Annotated in this window: 16 protein-coding genes; 8 read left to right on the plus strand and 8 right to left on the minus strand. The window is 66.9% G+C overall.

Going from position 1 to position 13,916, the window contains the following annotated elements; all coding sequences use genetic code 11:
• Nucleotides 1–55: 55 nt before the first annotated feature.
• Nucleotides 56–988 carry a LysR substrate-binding domain-containing protein gene (locus CAG29_RS23855; protein WP_170929979.1) on the minus strand — a complete coding sequence of 311 codons (933 nt, stop codon included), beginning with the start codon at nt 986–988 and terminating at the stop codon, nt 56–58.
• 92 nt (nt 989–1,080) lie between these two features.
• Between CAG29_RS23855 and CAG29_RS23860 the strand changes: the two genes are divergently transcribed.
• The 3 genes from CAG29_RS23860 to CAG29_RS23870 all read left to right on the plus strand — a co-directional run bounded on the left by CAG29_RS23860 (nt 1,081) and on the right by CAG29_RS23870 (nt 3,007).
• A complete protein-coding gene (locus CAG29_RS23860) occupies nt 1,081–1,719 on the plus strand; it encodes an FMN-dependent NADH-azoreductase (protein WP_085582811.1) in 639 nt (212 codons plus the stop codon).
• Nucleotides 1,720–2,025: a multidrug efflux SMR transporter gene (locus CAG29_RS23865; protein ID WP_085695232.1), complete on the plus strand. Its 306-nt coding sequence runs from the start codon at nt 1,720–1,722 to the stop codon at nt 2,023–2,025.
• Nucleotides 2,026–2,116: 91 nt separating this feature from the next.
• Nucleotides 2,117–3,007, plus strand: coding sequence for a triacylglycerol lipase (locus CAG29_RS23870; protein ID WP_085582807.1), 891 nt, complete (start codon nt 2,117–2,119; stop codon nt 3,005–3,007).
• 14 nt (nt 3,008–3,021) lie between these two features.
• Here CAG29_RS23870 and CAG29_RS23875 read toward each other — a convergent pair whose 3' ends face one another.
• Nucleotides 3,022–3,909, minus strand: a complete 888-nt coding sequence (locus CAG29_RS23875; protein ID WP_085630916.1) for a DMT family transporter — start codon at nt 3,907–3,909, stop codon at nt 3,022–3,024.
• A 97-nt stretch (nt 3,910–4,006) separates the two neighbouring features.
• On the opposite strand from CAG29_RS23875, the gene CAG29_RS23880 reads away from it, so the two are divergent.
• The 3 genes from CAG29_RS23880 to CAG29_RS23890 all read left to right on the plus strand — a co-directional run bounded on the left by CAG29_RS23880 (nt 4,007) and on the right by CAG29_RS23890 (nt 6,370).
• Nucleotides 4,007–4,801 (plus strand): helix-turn-helix transcriptional regulator, encoded by a 795-nt coding sequence (locus CAG29_RS23880; protein WP_085582803.1) that lies wholly within the window; start codon nt 4,007–4,009, stop codon nt 4,799–4,801.
• Nucleotides 4,802–4,864: 63 nt separating this feature from the next.
• Nucleotides 4,865–5,170: a PsiF family protein gene (locus CAG29_RS23885; protein ID WP_011332224.1), complete on the plus strand. Its 306-nt coding sequence runs from the start codon at nt 4,865–4,867 to the stop codon at nt 5,168–5,170.
• 186 nt (nt 5,171–5,356) lie between these two features.
• Entirely contained in the window at nt 5,357–6,370 is a 1,014-nt protein-coding gene (locus tag CAG29_RS23890) for an AI-2E family transporter (RefSeq protein ID WP_085582801.1), read from the plus strand.
• A 51-nt stretch (nt 6,371–6,421) separates the two neighbouring features.
• Here the strand turns inward: CAG29_RS23890 and CAG29_RS23895 are convergent, their stop codons facing one another.
• Nucleotides 6,422–7,696 (minus strand): Hsp70 family protein, encoded by a 1,275-nt coding sequence (locus CAG29_RS23895; protein WP_085695233.1) that lies wholly within the window; start codon nt 7,694–7,696, stop codon nt 6,422–6,424.
• 289 nt (nt 7,697–7,985) lie between these two features.
• Between CAG29_RS23895 and CAG29_RS23900 the strand changes: the two genes are divergently transcribed.
• Nucleotides 7,986–8,930, plus strand: a complete 945-nt coding sequence (locus CAG29_RS23900; protein WP_085582797.1) for a DnaJ C-terminal domain-containing protein — start codon at nt 7,986–7,988, stop codon at nt 8,928–8,930.
• A gap of 23 nt (nt 8,931–8,953) precedes the next feature.
• Complete coding sequence (locus CAG29_RS23905) at nt 8,954–9,259, plus strand: chaperone modulator CbpM (RefSeq protein ID WP_085582795.1); 306 nt, start codon at nt 8,954–8,956, stop codon at nt 9,257–9,259.
• Between the two features lie 126 nt (nt 9,260–9,385).
• Here the strand turns inward: CAG29_RS23905 and CAG29_RS23910 are convergent, their stop codons facing one another.
• The 5 genes from CAG29_RS23910 to CAG29_RS23930 all read right to left on the minus strand — a co-directional run bounded on the left by CAG29_RS23910 (nt 9,386) and on the right by CAG29_RS23930 (nt 13,909).
• A complete protein-coding gene (locus tag CAG29_RS23910) occupies nt 9,386–10,513 on the minus strand; it encodes a sensor histidine kinase KdpD (RefSeq protein ID WP_085582792.1) in 1,128 nt (375 codons plus the stop codon).
• A 154-nt stretch (nt 10,514–10,667) separates the two neighbouring features.
• Nucleotides 10,668–12,368 (minus strand): urease subunit alpha, encoded by a 1,701-nt coding sequence (ureC, locus tag CAG29_RS23915; protein ID WP_085630912.1) that lies wholly within the window; start codon nt 12,366–12,368, stop codon nt 10,668–10,670.
• A gap of 160 nt (nt 12,369–12,528) precedes the next feature.
• Nucleotides 12,529–12,837, minus strand: coding sequence for an urease subunit beta (locus tag CAG29_RS23920; protein ID WP_085582788.1), 309 nt, complete (start codon nt 12,835–12,837; stop codon nt 12,529–12,531).
• On the minus strand, nt 12,834–13,370 hold the full coding sequence (locus CAG29_RS23925) for a GNAT family N-acetyltransferase (protein WP_085582786.1): 537 nt from the start codon (nt 13,368–13,370) through the stop codon (nt 12,834–12,836). The genes CAG29_RS23920 and CAG29_RS23925 overlap by 4 nt, the downstream gene beginning before the upstream one ends.
• A gap of 5 nt (nt 13,371–13,375) precedes the next feature.
• Complete coding sequence (locus CAG29_RS23930) at nt 13,376–13,909, minus strand: GNAT family N-acetyltransferase (protein WP_085582784.1); 534 nt, start codon at nt 13,907–13,909, stop codon at nt 13,376–13,378.
• Between the last annotated feature and the right edge of the window lie 7 nt (nt 13,910–13,916).

Genomic DNA, 13,916 nt, shown 5'->3' on the forward strand with positions numbered 1-13,916 from the left:
CGCGGTCGCTTCCCAGGTTGTGAGTGTCGGGCGAGGCAAAAAGTTTTATCGGATTTCAGCGCGGCAGGTGTCCCGACAATCGGGCCTCCTCCTGCAGCCAGGCGAAGAATGCCTTCACCGGCGGATGCCGCTCGCGCCCCGGCACGCACAGGGCGCTGTAGCCGGCGCCGTCGACCTGCACGGTGCCCTTGTACGGCACCAGCAGGCCGCCGGCGACGCTCTCCGACACCAGGATGTTGCTCGCCAGCACCAGCCCCTGCCCGGCGATGGCGGCTTGCAGGGCGTAATGCTCTTCGTCGTATTCGCGGATCGCCGGCTGCTGCTTCAGCCAGTTTTCGCCGGACATCGCGCACCAGGCCTCCCAGCCATGGGCGTACAGCTTCGAGTTGTGCCAGCGCACGCTGATCAGCGCGGGGGTGCGCCGGGCGGCCAGCGCCACCTGCTCGGGCGAACCGTACACCCCGAACGACTCGTCGAACAGGCACAGGCCGTACAGGTTCGGGTAGTCGTCCAGGCTGTAGCGCAGCACCAGGTCGACGCTGGCGTCCTGGTGCAGGTCGATCACTTCGCAGTGAGTGTCTAGGCGCACGTTGATGTTCGGGTGGCGGGCATAGAAGCGGCCCAGGCGCGGCACCAGCCACAGCGCGGCGAACGCGGCGGTGGTGGACAGCGTCAGGCTGCTGCCGCTGCGCTGCGGGCGCAGGGTGTCGACGCTCTGCGCCACCTCCAGCAGGGCGCCGTGGAGGCTGCGGAACAGTCGCTCGCCGCCTTCGGTCAGGCGCACCTGGCGCGGCAGGCGCTCGAACAGGGCGACGCCCAGCCAGTCCTCCAGGGAACGGATCTGGTGCGAGATCGCCGTGGGCGTCACCGCCAGCTCTTCGGCGGCGGCCTTGAAGCTCAGCAGGCGCGAGGCGGATTCGAACGCGCGCAGGGCGGTCAACGGCAACGAGGCGAACATGGGAACACTCCATGGATGAAATGGATTCATCCAGACTGATTTTTGCTCATTTGAAGAGAGGCGGCTGCGAACCTCAAGCTGCAAGCCACAAGCAGTTCGATTCTAGTCCGGAGGATATACAGATGAGCAAAATTCTTGCGATCCATGCCAGCCCACGGGGCGAGCGTTCCCATTCGCGGCGCTTGGCAGAGGGGTTTCTCAGTGCCTGGCAGGCGCGCCACCCGCAGGCCCAGGTGACCCGCCGCGAAGTCGGCCGGGCGCTGATCCCGGCGGTCAACGAGGCGTTCGTCGCGGCGGCGTTCTATCCGGAGCCCGAGGCGCGGCCGTTGACGATGCAGGCGGACCTGGCGCTCAGCGACCAACTGGTCGGCGAGCTGTTCGACCATGACCTGCTGCTGATCTCTACGCCCATGTACAACTTCAACGTGCCCAGCGGCCTCAAGGCCTGGGTCGACCAGATCGTGCGGCTGGGCCTGACCTTCGACCACACGCTGGACAACGGCATCGCCCAGTACACGCCGCTGCTGCAAGGCAAGAAAGCGCTGATCGTCACCACCCGCGGCGGCTTCGGCTTCGGCCCGGGCGGCGAGCTGGAGGCCCTGAACCACGCCGATCCGTGGCTGCGCACAGCGCTGGGCTTCATCGGCATCAACGACGTCACGGTGGTGGCGGCCGAGGGCGAGGAATCCGCCGAACGCACCTTCGCGGTGTCGGTGGCCGAGGCCGAGCAGCGCCTGCTCGGCCTGGCCCGGGCGTTCTAGGTGGCCTGGCTGTTGTTGATGGTCGCGGCGGCGTTCGAAGTCACGTTCGCCATGGGCATGAAGTACGCCGACGGCTTCACCCGTTTGTGGCCGTCGCTGATCACGGTGGCTGCGGCGGTGGGCGGGGTGTATTTCCTGACGCTGGCGATGCGCGAGCTGCCGGTGAGCGTCGCCTACCCGGTCTGGACGGCCATCGGGTCGCTGGGCACGGTGCTGCTCGGGGGCGTGCTGCTGGGCGAGAGCCTGACCCTGGTCAAGCTGCTGTCGGTGGGGCTGATTGTGGCGGGGGTGGCGGGGCTGAAGTAGGCTGCCGGTTGAGTTGTCATCTTCGGCGCGGATGCTGGGCGGGCGTTTTGCTGGCCCCGCATCCCCTCAACCTTCACAAGGAAGTCCGCCCATGTCGCAAGCCTCGGCCACCCGATATCCCCTGGTGCTGGTGCCGGGCATGCTCGGGTTCATTCGCCTGGTGCTGTACCCGTACTGGTACGGGATCGTGTCTGCGCTGCGCCGGGGCGGCGCCACGGTGATCGCCGTGCAGGTGTCGCCGCTCAACTCCACCGAAGTGCGCGGCGAGCAGTTGCTGGCGCGGATCGACGAGATCCTGCGCGACACCGGCGCCGAGAAGGTCAACCTGATCGGCCACAGCCAGGGTTCGCTGACCGCCCGCTACGCGGCGGCCAAACGGCCGGACCGGGTGGCGTCGGTGACGTCCGTGGCCGGGCCCAACCATGGTTCGGAGCTGGCGGACTACCTCGAACGCCACTACCCGGCGGACAGCGCCCGGGGCCGACTGCTGGAGGTGCTGCTGCGGTTCGTCGGCTGGTTGATGGGTGTGCTGGAGACCGGCTACCGCGGGCCGAAGCTGCCGGTGGACATCCACGCGTCGCACCAGTCGCTCACGACCGAGGGCGTGGCGCTGTTCAACCGGAGTTATCCACAGGGGCTGCCCGAAACCTGGGGCGGGCAGGGGCCGGAGGTCGTCGACGGCGTGCGCTACTACTCCTGGTCCGGCACCTTGCAGCCAGGCAAGACCGACCGGGGCGGCAACCTGTTCGACGGCACCCACCGCAGCTGCCGGCTGTTCGCCAAAACCTTCGTGCGCGAGGCCGGGCAGTGCGACGGCATGGTCGGGCGTTGCAGCTCGCACCTGGGCACGGTGATCGGCGACGACTACCCGATGGATCACTTCGACATCGTCAACCAGTCGCTGGGGCTGGTGGGCAAGGGCGCGGATCCGGTGCGGCTGTTCGTCGAGCATGCGGCGCGCCTGAAGGCCGCCGGGCTCTGATGTGTGGTGAGGGATCAGGCCAGGCTCGCCCTGCTGCCGATCACGGTGGTCCAGCGCTCGGAGAGAATCACCCCGCCCAGCGTCAGCAGCCCGCCCACCAGGTGGTACATCGCCAGTTGCTCCTTGAGCACCGCCGCGGCGATCAGCGCCGTGATCAGCGGCAGCAGGTTGAAGAACAGGGTCGTGCGGCTCGGGCCCAAGCGCTGCACGGCCTGCATCCAAGCAAGCGGCGCGAGCATCGAGGCCAGCAGGCACGCGTACAGCACCAGCGGCAGGTTGTGCAGGGTCAGGCCGGTCTTCGGCGAGGCGGCGTACAGCGGAAACAGCACCACCACCGCCACCAGCACTTGCAGGTACAGCAGCACCAGCGGCGGCAGGCGCAGCTGCCACTTCTTCAGCAAGGTGCTGTAGACCGCGTAGGCGAGGGTGGCGACCAGCATCATCGCGTCGCCCAGGTTCACGCCGTGCTGCAGCAGGGCGCCGAGGCTGCCCGACGACACCACCACCAGCACGCCGGCGAACGACAGCACCGCACCCACCAGCGCCCCGGCGGTCAGGCGCTGGCCGAGGCTGGCGATGGCCATGGCCAGCGACATCAGCGGCATCAGCGACAGGATGATGCCCATGTTGGTGGCGCTGGTCATCGTCGCGGCGAAGTAGGCCAGGCTCTGGTAGACCGCCATGCCCAGCACGCCGAGCACGAAGATCTTGCCCAGGTTCGGGCGGATCTGCGGCCAGTGGGCGATCACGCCCTTGAGCATGAAAGGCGTGAAGAACAGCCCGGCCAGCAGCCAGCGGTAGAAGCCGATCTCGGCGGGGAAGATCGCACCGACCGCGAGCTTGTTGACCACGGTGTTGCCGGCCCAGATGAAGATCGCCAGCAGGGGAAACGCGTATTGCATGGGGAAAAACCGAAACGTTGAAGGATGGCCAATTATCCTCTGTCCGGATCCAGCCCTATACTGCGAACCGGACAACCTGCCCCTGATGACGGACAGCATGAGCAGCAAACACATCGACCTGCTGGATTTCAGCGAACTGCCGTCGGCGGTGTACTTCCGTTACGCCGACTTCAACGCCCACGAATACGCCGCGCCGCACCGCCACCCTTGGGGCACGCTGGAGTACGCGGCCCATGGCGTGCTGCACATGGACGTCGACGGCAGCCGCTTCATGTCTCCGCCGCAGTACGCGGTGTGGGTGCCGCCGCAGGTCGAGCACAGTTTCTACAGCCATCAGCCGGTCAACTACCGGGCGGTGTGCCTGGCCCCTTCGGTGTGCGCCGACCTGCCGGCGCGGGCCTGCACCCTGGCGATCAGCGACATCCTCAAGGCGATCCTCAAGGACTTCGCCGCCCGCGACGTGAAGATCCCCGACCTCGACGCCGACCGGCGCCTGGCCCAGGTGCTGGTGGACCAGTTGCGCCAGGCGCCGGTGCACGAGTGCTACCTGCCCTACGCCAGCAGCCCGGGCTTGCTGGCGATCCTCGACGCGCTGCAGGCCGAGCCCGGCAACAACCAGACCCTGGCGCACTGGGCGCAGCAGGTGCATGTGAGCGAGCGCACCCTGGCGCGGCAGTTCGTGCGCGAATTGGGGATGAGTTTCGGCGAATGGCGCCAGCGCCTGCGTTACCTGGCGGCCATCGAAGCGCTGGAGAGCCCGCGCAGCGTGCAGGAAATCGCCTTCGACCTCGGCTACAGCAGCGGCTCGGCGTTCATCGCCATGTTCGCCCGCCAGGCCGGGTGCACGCCGGAGCAGTACCGGCGTAGCCACCTGGACGGCAGGAAGGTGTAACAAGCTTTGACTACACTGCCGGAGAGGCCGCACCCGTCGGTGCGGCGACCAGGAGAAAACTCCATGAAGATGTTGCGTGTCCCTTTGCTGATGATCGGCCTGCTGCTGTGCTCCCAAGGGTTCGCCGCCACGGCGCAACAGAACAAGATGACCACCTGCAACGCCGACGCCACGGCCAAGAGCCTCAAGGGCGACGAGCGCAAGGCCTTCATGAGCACCTGCCTGAAAGCGGCGCCGGCGGCCAACGACGCCAAGGCCCTGACCCCGCAGCAGCAGAAGATGAAGACCTGCAACGCCGATGCGGCGACCAAGGCCCTGACCGGCGATGCGCGCAAGACCTTCATGAGCGATTGCCTGAAGAAAAAATGATCGGCTGAGGCTTGCGGCGGGCGTGCGGACTTAATCGGATCGCCGCCCGTGGCAAGGAGAACGCAGAGGCTGGCATCCAACCTCCCCCTGTGGGAACCAGCCTGCTGGCGATGTGCATATCCCTAGTGCTCACCCCGGATCGCTGGCAGACTGCCAATCCTTTTACGCCGTTCGTTTTGAGGCTGTATGCCAACGTTTTCTGAGCGTCATGTCGTGTTGTGGGCCAGTTGGATCATCATTTTCGGCGGGTTGCTGCTGGTGTTGCCGTTGCGTCTGCTGCCCAGCCTGCTGGCCGGGCTGCTGGTGTTCGAACTGGTCAACATGCTCACCCCGCAACTGCAGCGGCTGATCGAAGGCCGGCGCGCCCGCTGGCTGGCGGTGGCGCTGCTCGGCACGCTGGTGGTGAGCGTGCTGGCGCTGATCTTCGCCGGCGCCATCAGTTTCCTGCTGCATGAGGCGGAGAACCCCGGCGCTTCCCTCGACAAGTTCATGGGCGTGGTCGACCGCGCGCGGGGCCAGTTGCCGCCCTTCGTCGACGCCTACCTGCCGGCCAGCGCCGCTGAGTTCCGGGTGGCCATCGGCGAGTGGATGAGCAAGCACCTGGCCGATCTGCAACTGGTGGGCAAGGACGCGGCGCACATGTTCGTGACCTTGCTGATCGGCATGGTGCTCGGCGCGATCATCGCCCTGCAGCGGGTGCCGGACGTCACCAAGCGCAAGCCGCTGGCGGCCGCGTTGTTCGACCGCCTGCACCTGCTGGTCCAGGCGTTTCGCAACATCGTCTTCGCGCAGATCAAGATTTCCCTGCTCAACACCTTCTTCACCGGGATCTTCCTGGCGGTGATCCTGCCGCTGTTCGGCATCAAGTTGCCGCTGACCAAGACCCTGATCGTGCTGACCTTCCTGCTCGGCCTGCTGCCGGTGATCGGCAACCTGATGTCGAACACCCTGATCACTATCGTCGGCCTGTCGCTGTCGATCTGGGTGGCGATCGCGGCGCTGGGCTACCTGATCTTCATCCACAAGCTGGAATACTTCCTCAACGCGCGCATCGTCGGCGGGCAGATCAGCGCCAAGTCCTGGGAACTGCTGCTGGCGATGCTGGTGTTCGAGGCGGCGTTCGGCTTGCCGGGGGTGGTGGCGGGGCCGATCTACTATGCGTACCTGAAGAGCGAGCTGAAGCTCGCGGGGATGGTCTGACCGGGCGAGCCTGGCTGGCTTGCCCGGTCAGTTGTGGCGAGGGCAGTGGGGTCAGTTCATCGCGCCGTAGCGCTTCATCGCCTCGATCGCCAGCCCGCTGCCGATGCTGCCGAAGATGTTGCCTTCCACATGCCGCGCGTTGGGCAGCATCGCCGCGACGCTGTTGCGCAGCGCGGGGATGCCGCTGGAGCCGCCGGTGAAGAACACCGTGTCGACCTGGCCCACCGCCACGCCGGCGTCGGCCAGCAGTTGGGTGACGCTGGCGCGCACGCGCTCAAGCTGGGGGTCGATGGCCGACTCGAACAGCGTCCGGGTCAGTTCCACGTTGAGCCCGGCCTCGATCCGGTCCAGCGCCACCTGGCGGCTGTCGCTGTGGGTCAGCTGGATCTTGGTCTCTTCCACTTCCATCGCCAGCCAGTGGCCGGCGCGCTGCTCGATCAGCTTGAACAGGCGGTCGATGCCGCCGGTGTCCTCGATGTCGTAGCGTATGCTGCCCAGGGCCAGGGTCGATTTCTGCGAGTACACCGAGTTGATGGTGTGCCAGGTCGCCAGGTTCATGTGGTGGCTGGTGGGCATGAACGCGCCGCTCTTCATCCGGCTGCCGTAGCCGAACAGCGGCATCAGGCCCTGCAGGCTCAACTGCTTGTCGAAGTCGGTTCCGCCGATGTGCACGCCGCCGGTGGCGAGGATGTCGTCGTGACGGTTGTCCACACCCCGGCGCTCGGGCGACAGGCGCACCAAGGAGAAGTCCGACGTACCGCCGCCGATGTCGACGATCAGCACCAGTTCTTCCCGTTCCAGGGTCGACTCGTAGTCGAACGCCGCCGCGATCGGCTCGTACTGGAAGGACACGTCCTTGAAGCCGATCTTCTTCGCCACCTCCGCCAGGGTGTCTTCGGCTTCCTGGTCGGCCAGCGGATCGTCGTCGACGAAAAACACCGGGCGGCCCAGCACCACCTGCTCGAACTCGCGGCCGGCGGAGGCCTCGGCGCGGCCCTTGAGCTGGCCGATGAACAGCCCGAGCAAGTCCTTGAACGGCATGGCCGTGCCCAGCACGCTGGTGTCGTGCTTGATCAGCTTGGAACCGAGCAGGCTCTTGAGCGAGCGCATCAGGCGGCCTTCGTAGCCTTCCAGGTACTCGTGCAGCGCCAGGCGCCCGTACACCGGACGGCGTTCTTCGATATTGAAGAAGACCACCGACGGCAGGGTGATCTTGTCGTCTTCCAGCGCGATCATCGTTTCCATGCCGGGGCGCAGCCAGCCGACGGTGGAGTTGGACGTGCCGAAGTCGATGCCGCAGGCACGGGCTGGAGAGGCGTCTTTCATGTCTTTCGGTTCCGGTCAAAAAAACGGCCGCGCAGTGTATGCCAGTGCGCGGCAGATTCGAAGGCCGGTCATCCGCAATTTGCCGCCCGGATGCCTTGAAAGCCTGCGCATCGCCCCAAACTTGCTGGCATGGGCCGGCAGATCACCGGCGGTCGCAAGAACCGCCGTCCACTGCCGATAAACTTCTGCTGCGCCGATCGGTCACAAAGTTGAGATCGGTCAAACCGGCCTGCGCGAATCGGCGCAAGCTGACACTGGCGCGAAACCGATGACGATGGTGACTCCTTAGATGGACTTCAAAGACTATTACAAGATACTCGGCGTGGAGCCGACGGCGGACGACAAGGCGATCAAGGCCGCCTATCGCAAGCTGGCGCGCAAGTACCACCCCGATGTCAGCAAGGAAAAGGACGCCGAGGCCAAGTTCAAGGACGCCTCGGAAGCCTATGAGGCGCTCAAGAGCGCCGACAAGCGCGCCGAGTACGACGACCTGCGCCGCTACGGCCAGCACGGCCAGCCGTTCCAGGGCCCTCCGGGCTGGCAGAGCCGCGGCGGCTTCGGCGGCGGATCCGACGGCGGCGACTTTTCCGATTTCTTCAGCTCGATCTTCGGCAACCGCGGCCCCGGCTTCGGCGGTGGCGGCCGGCAATCGCGCAGCGCCGGGCGCCGGGGGCAGGACGTGGAAATGGAACTGCCGATCTTCCTTGAGGAGACCCTGTCGAACGAGTCGAAGAAAGTCACCTTCCAGGTGCCGCAGCACAACGCGGCGGGCCAGCACGTCAGCAACACCAGCAAGAGCCTTAACGTGAAGATCCCGGCGGGGGTGACCGACGGCGAGCGCATCCGCCTCAAGGGCCAGGGCGCACCGGGCGTCGGCGGCGGGGCCAACGGCGACCTGTACCTGACCATCCGCTTCGCGCCGCACCCCAAGTTCGACGTCGAAGGCGACAACCTGATCATCACCCTGCCGCTGGCGCCGTGGGAACTGGCGCTGGGCGCCGAGGTGGCGGTGCCGACCCTGACCGGCAAGATCAACCTCAAGGTGCCGGCCGGCAGCCAGAACGGCCAGCGCATGCGCGCCAAGGGCCACGGCCTGAAGAACAAGGCCGGCGAGCGCGGTTACCTGTTCGTCCAGCTCAAGGCCGTGATGCCGAAGGCGACGGGCGACGACGTCAAGGCCCTGTGGCAGGAACTGGCCAAGAAAGCCGCCTTCAACCCGCGAGAGAACTTCTGAACCCAGCGACGGAGTAGCCCGGCATGAGCAGCCCCCTGATCGTTCAACTGGACATGGCAGAATTCTGTGAGGCGACCGACCTGACGGACGCCTACGTGATCGAGATCGTCGAGCACGGCATCCTCGAACCTCAGGGCGCGCAGCCCCGGGAGTGGCGCTTCACCGATGTCGAACTGACCCTGGCCCGGCGCGCGGCCAAGCTGCGGCGCGACCTGGAGCTTGAGTGGGAAGGGGTGGCGCTGGCGATGGAGCTGCTGGAGGAGGTGAAGGCGCTGCGGGCGGAGAACCGGATGCTGCGCCAGCGCCTGGCGCGGTTGGTGGCCGAGTGATCCTTGCGCTGACTTCATCGGCCTCTTCGTCGGCTCGCAGCCCTGAGCGAGCCCGATGCCACTGTTGACCGCATTCCCCTGAGGGAGCGGGCTTGCCCGCGATGAACGGTCACGCGGACTCTCAGGTCAAGCCTTCCTCGGCAACACCACGCTGAACAGCGTCCCTTCCTCCCCGCTCGAACTGACCTCGATGGTTCCGCCATGGGCGGTCACCACTTCCTTGACGATGAACAGCCCCAACCCGAGGCTGGTGGACGTCTGGCCGAGCACTTCGTCGGCGCTGCGCACCAGCGGGTCGAAAATCGTGCCGATGGCGTCCTCTGAGATCGGCTCGCCGTGGTTGTGCACGGTCAGGCGCACGCTGTCGGCTTCCCCGTGCAGGCTCACCACCACGCCCTGCGGGCCGGTGCCGTGCTGCAAGGCGTTGCCGATCAGGTTCTGCAGCAGTTGGGCCAGCCGTCCGGCGTCCCACACCCCGTGGGTGTCGCCCTCGACCTTCAGGATCGTGTCGCTGTCCGGATTGCCGGCGAAGGCCTCGGCGATGGCCGCCCGCGCGGTGTCCGCCAGGTCCATCGGCGCCGGTTCGATCGGCAGGCTCTTGCCCAGGCGGCTGCGCACCAGTTCCAGCAGGTCGCTGACCATGGCCGCCATGTGCCGCGAACCGTCCTTGATGTTCTGCACGAAGGGCAGGGCGTCGTCCTGCAGCGCGGCCTTGCGCAGCAGCATTTCGGTGGAGATGGTCACGGCCTGCAGCGGCGCGCGCAGGTCGTGGCCGAGAATGGCCAGGAAGATGTCCCGCGAGCGGTTGACCTGTTCGGCGTAGGCCGCCGTGGACTCGGCCAGGGCTTCGTCGATGGCTTCGTTGAAACGGATCATGTCGCGCAGGCCGGTGCGGTCCGGCGTCTGCAGGCTGTCGACCCACAGGCGGATCACGCAGGCGCGCAAGTGGCGGAACTCGGAGGTCATCTGCACCAGGTCGAAGCCCACCGAGTGGCGCATTTCGCCATGGCTGGCGCCGGCCTGGTCCAGGCTCGGGGTCTTGGGCGGCCCTTCGCCCTTGGACTTGTCGGCCTGTTCGTCGGCGGTCTGCGGTTTGTCCATGTCCCGGGCGGCGGCCAGCAGGAGCGAGCGGGCGTGGTCGCGCAGGGCCGGGCTGTCCAGGTAGTCGGCCGCCGGGGTGATGGTGCGGGCGAAGGTCTCCCACTCTTCGACGATGGGATCGACGTTGGCCACGATGAATTCGGAAAGACGCATGAACGGTTACCTGATGCGATTCACAGGGGAGCGTCTCGAAGCGTAGTCCGTCTGGCGAAAAACGGGATGAATTGCTGTGGCGAGGGCGCTTGCTCCCGCTGGACGGCAAAGCCGTCCCCCGGGATCCTCGCCACAGCCCCTGCGGAGCACCGGATCAGAACAGGAAATACCGCTGCGCCATCGGCAGGGTGTCCGCCGGTTCGCACCACAGCAGCACGCCGTCGGCCTTGACCTGGTAGGTCTGCGGATCCACGTCGATGGCCGGCAGGTAGTCGTTGTGGATCAGGTCGGTCTTTTGCACGTCGCGGCAGCCCTTGACCACGCCGATGGCCTTTTTCAGGCCCAGGGCCTCGGGCAATCCGGCCTCGTGGGCGGCCTGGCTGATGAAAGTCAGGCTGGTGGCGTGCAGCGAGCCGCCGTAGCTGGCGAACATCGGCCGGTAATGCACCGGCTGCGGCGTGGGGATCGACGCGTTGGCGTCGCCCATCAGGCTGGCGGCGATGGCGCCGCCCTTGAGGATCAGCGTCGGCTTGACCCCGAAGAACGCCGGACGCCACAGCACCAGGTCGGCCCATTTGCCCACTTCCACCGAACCTACCTCATGGCTGATGCCGTGGGTGATCGCCGGGTTGATCGTGTACTTGGCGATGTAGCGCTTGGCGCGGAAGTTGTCGTTGCCTTCGCCGTCCTGGGGCAGCGGGCCGCGCTGGCGCTTCATCTTGTCGGCGGTCTGCCAGGTGCGGGTGATGACCTCGCCGACCCGGCCCATGGCCTGGCTGTCGGAACTGATCATGGAGAACGCGCCGAGGTCGTGGAGGATGTCTTCGGCGGCGATGGTTTCGCGGCGGATGCGGCTTTCGGCGAACGCCACGTCTTCGGCGATGCTCGGGTCCAGGTGATGGCAGACCATCAGCATGTCCAGGTGTTCGTCGATGGTGTTGCGGGTGAACGGCCGGGTCGGGTTGGTCGAGCTCGGCAGCACATTGGGGAAGCCGCAGGCCTTGATGATGTCCGGCGCGTGGCCGCCGCCGGCGCCCTCGGTGTGGTAGGTGTGGATGGTGCGGCCCTTGAACGCGCCGAGGGTGGTCTCGACGAAGCCGGACTCGTTGAGGGTGTCGGTGTGGATCGCCACCTGCACATCGAACCGGTCGGCGACGCTCAGGCAGTTGTCGATGCTCGCCGGGGTCGTGCCCCAGTCCTCGTGCAGCTTGAGGCCGATGGCGCCGGCCCTGACCTGCTCGATCAGCGGCTCCGGCAGGCTGGCGTTGCCCTTGCCGGTGAGGCCGATGTTCATCGGGAACGCGTCGGCGGCCTGGAGCATCCGCGCCAGGTGCCACGGCCCCGAGGTGCAGGTGGTGGCGTTGGTGCCGGTGGCCGGTCCCGTGCCGCCGCCGATCATGGTGGTGACGCCGCTCATCAGCGCCTCTTCGATCTGCTGCGGGCAGATGAAGTGGATGTGGGTGTCGATGCCGCCGGCCGTGAGGATCATGCCTTCGCCGGCGATGACTTCGGTGCCGGCGCCGATGGCGAAGGTGACACCGGGCTGGATGTCCGGGTTGCCGGCCTTGCCGATGGCGTTGACGCGCCCGTCCTTGAGGCCGACGTCGGCCTTGACGATGCCCCAGTGGTCGACGATCAGCGCGTTGGTGATGACGGTGTCGACCACCTCGGCGGCCAGCCGCTGGCTCTGGCCCTGGCCGTCGCGGATCACCTTGCCGCCGCCGAACTTCACTTCTTCGCCGTAGGTGGTGAAGTCCTGCTCGACTTCGATCCACAGCTCGGTGTCGGCCAGGCGCACCTTGTCGCCGACGGTGGGGCCGAACATGTCGGCGTAGGCTTGACGCGAGATCTTCATTCCAGTTCCTTGCACGAATGTGTTGTGGCGAGGGAGCGCGCTCCCGTCGGGCTGCGCAGCAGCCCCAAAACCTGCCGATGATTGTCTTCACCCATTGCGCGTTGCCCGGATTGCGGGCGCTGCGCACCCGGGCGGGAGCAAGCTCCCTCGCCACAGGGCCTCAGTCGAGGTCGCCCATGACTTTGCCGGCGAACCCGAACACCCGGCGCAGCCCGGCGAGCTCGACGAGCTCCACCTCGCGGCTCTGCCCAGGCTCGAAGCGCACGGCGGTGCCGGCCGGGATGTTCAGGCGCATGCCGCGGCTGGCGGCGCGGTCGAAGGCCAGGGCGTCGTTGGTCTCGAAGAAGTGGTAGTGCGAGCCGACCTGGATCGGCCGGTCGCCGCGGTTGGCCACCGTCAGGCTGAGGGTGCGGCGGCCGGCGTTGAGTTCGATGTCGCCGGGCCGGATCTGGTATTCGCCGGGAATCATCCGTTCGCTCCTTGCAGGATCTTGTAGTAGAGGGCCGTCGGGCGGTAGGTGCCGTCCGGGCCGCAGGCGTAGTCGGGAATCTCCCCGGCCTTGGTGTAGCCCTGCGCCCGGTAGAAGTCTTCGGCCGGCGAGCCGGCCTCGGTGTCGAGGTACAGCATGCCGCGCCTGTGCTGGCGCGCGGTCTGCTCCAGCGCGTCCATCAGTTGCTGGCCGAGGCCGCGGCGGCGGGCGTTTTCGCGCACCAGCAGCTTCTGCACCTCGGCGCGGTTCAGGCCGTTGGCCTTCTGGCACAGGCTCAGTTGCACGCTGGCCTGCACCTGCTCGTCCTTGACCACCACCCACAGCAGGACGCTGCCCTTGTTCACGCTGTCCTGCACATCGTCGAAATAGGCACGGGCCTGGGCGGCGTCGAGGCCGGCCATGAAGCCGACGCTGGCGCCGTAACCCACCGCGTCGAGCAGCAGGTCGATCAGGCCCTGGCGGTAGTGCGCAAAACTTTCGGCATTGACGCGTCGCAGTTGGGCGGGGTTCATCGGTGTCACTCCTTGTGGGCGGCCGGTGGCTGCGCGCCGGGATTGAGGGTCAGTTGCATGAACGTCAGGTCGAGCCAGCGGCCGAACTTGGTGCCCACCTGCGGCATCTGCCCGGTGACGATGAAGCCGGCGCGCTCGTGCAGGCGGATCGACGCCGCGTTGCCGCTTTCGATGGCGGCGACCATCACGTGCTTGCCGCAGGCCTTCGCCCGTTCGATCAGCGCCGTCATCAACTTCGGCCCCAGGCCGTTGCCGCGCTGGTCGCTGCGCACATAGACCGAATGCTCGACGGTGTGGCGGAAACCGTCGAACGGCCGCCAGTCGCCGAAGGAAGCGTAGCCGAGCACGGTGTTGTCGGCGTCGGTGATCACCAGGATCGGGTAGGCCTGGGCCTGGCGGGCGCTGAACCACGCTTGGCGGTTGCCCAGGTCCACCGCCTGTTCGTTCCAGATCGCCGTGGTGTTGAGCACGGCGTCGTTGTAGATGTCGCGGATCGCCGGCAGGTCGGCGTGCAGCGCATCGCGCAGGGTGTAGGTCATGGCGCGG

It is taken from the genome of Pseudomonas sp. B7(2017) (assembly GCF_002112745.1).
Classification (GTDB): domain Bacteria; phylum Pseudomonadota; class Gammaproteobacteria; order Pseudomonadales; family Pseudomonadaceae; genus Aquipseudomonas; species Aquipseudomonas ekonensis.

Bases quoted from the DNA above. Each gene is read 5' to 3' on its own strand.
- CAG29_RS23895 (WP_085695233.1), bottom strand. From the start codon at position 7,696: ATGAAAGACGCCTCTCCAGCCCGTGCCTGCGGCATCGACTTCGGCACG.
- CAG29_RS23875 (WP_085630916.1), bottom strand. From the start codon at position 3,909: ATGCAATACGCGTTTCCCCTGCTGGCGATCTTCATCTGGGCCGGCAAC.
- CAG29_RS23890 (WP_085582801.1), top strand. From the start codon at position 5,357: ATGCCAACGTTTTCTGAGCGTCATGTCGTGTTGTGGGCCAGTTGGATC.
- CAG29_RS23870 (WP_085582807.1), top strand. From the start codon at position 2,117: ATGTCGCAAGCCTCGGCCACCCGATATCCCCTGGTGCTGGTGCCGGGC.
- CAG29_RS23885 (WP_011332224.1), top strand. From the start codon at position 4,865: ATGAAGATGTTGCGTGTCCCTTTGCTGATGATCGGCCTGCTGCTGTGC.
- CAG29_RS23905 (WP_085582795.1), top strand. From the start codon at position 8,954: ATGAGCAGCCCCCTGATCGTTCAACTGGACATGGCAGAATTCTGTGAG.
- CAG29_RS23900 (WP_085582797.1), top strand. From the start codon at position 7,986: ATGGACTTCAAAGACTATTACAAGATACTCGGCGTGGAGCCGACGGCG.
- ureC (WP_085630912.1), bottom strand. From the start codon at position 12,368: ATGAAGATCTCGCGTCAAGCCTACGCCGACATGTTCGGCCCCACCGTC.
- CAG29_RS23860 (WP_085582811.1), top strand. From the start codon at position 1,081: ATGAGCAAAATTCTTGCGATCCATGCCAGCCCACGGGGCGAGCGTTCC.
- CAG29_RS23925 (WP_085582786.1), bottom strand. From the start codon at position 13,370: ATGAACCCCGCCCAACTGCGACGCGTCAATGCCGAAAGTTTTGCGCAC.
- CAG29_RS23910 (WP_085582792.1), bottom strand. From the start codon at position 10,513: ATGCGTCTTTCCGAATTCATCGTGGCCAACGTCGATCCCATCGTCGAA.
- CAG29_RS23880 (WP_085582803.1), top strand. From the start codon at position 4,007: ATGAGCAGCAAACACATCGACCTGCTGGATTTCAGCGAACTGCCGTCG.
- CAG29_RS23920 (WP_085582788.1), bottom strand. From the start codon at position 12,837: ATGATTCCCGGCGAATACCAGATCCGGCCCGGCGACATCGAACTCAAC.
- CAG29_RS23855 (WP_170929979.1), bottom strand. From the start codon at position 988: ATGAATCCATTTCATCCATGGAGTGTTCCCATGTTCGCCTCGTTGCCG.
- CAG29_RS23930 (WP_085582784.1), bottom strand. From the start codon at position 13,909: ATGACCTACACCCTGCGCGATGCGCTGCACGCCGACCTGCCGGCGATC.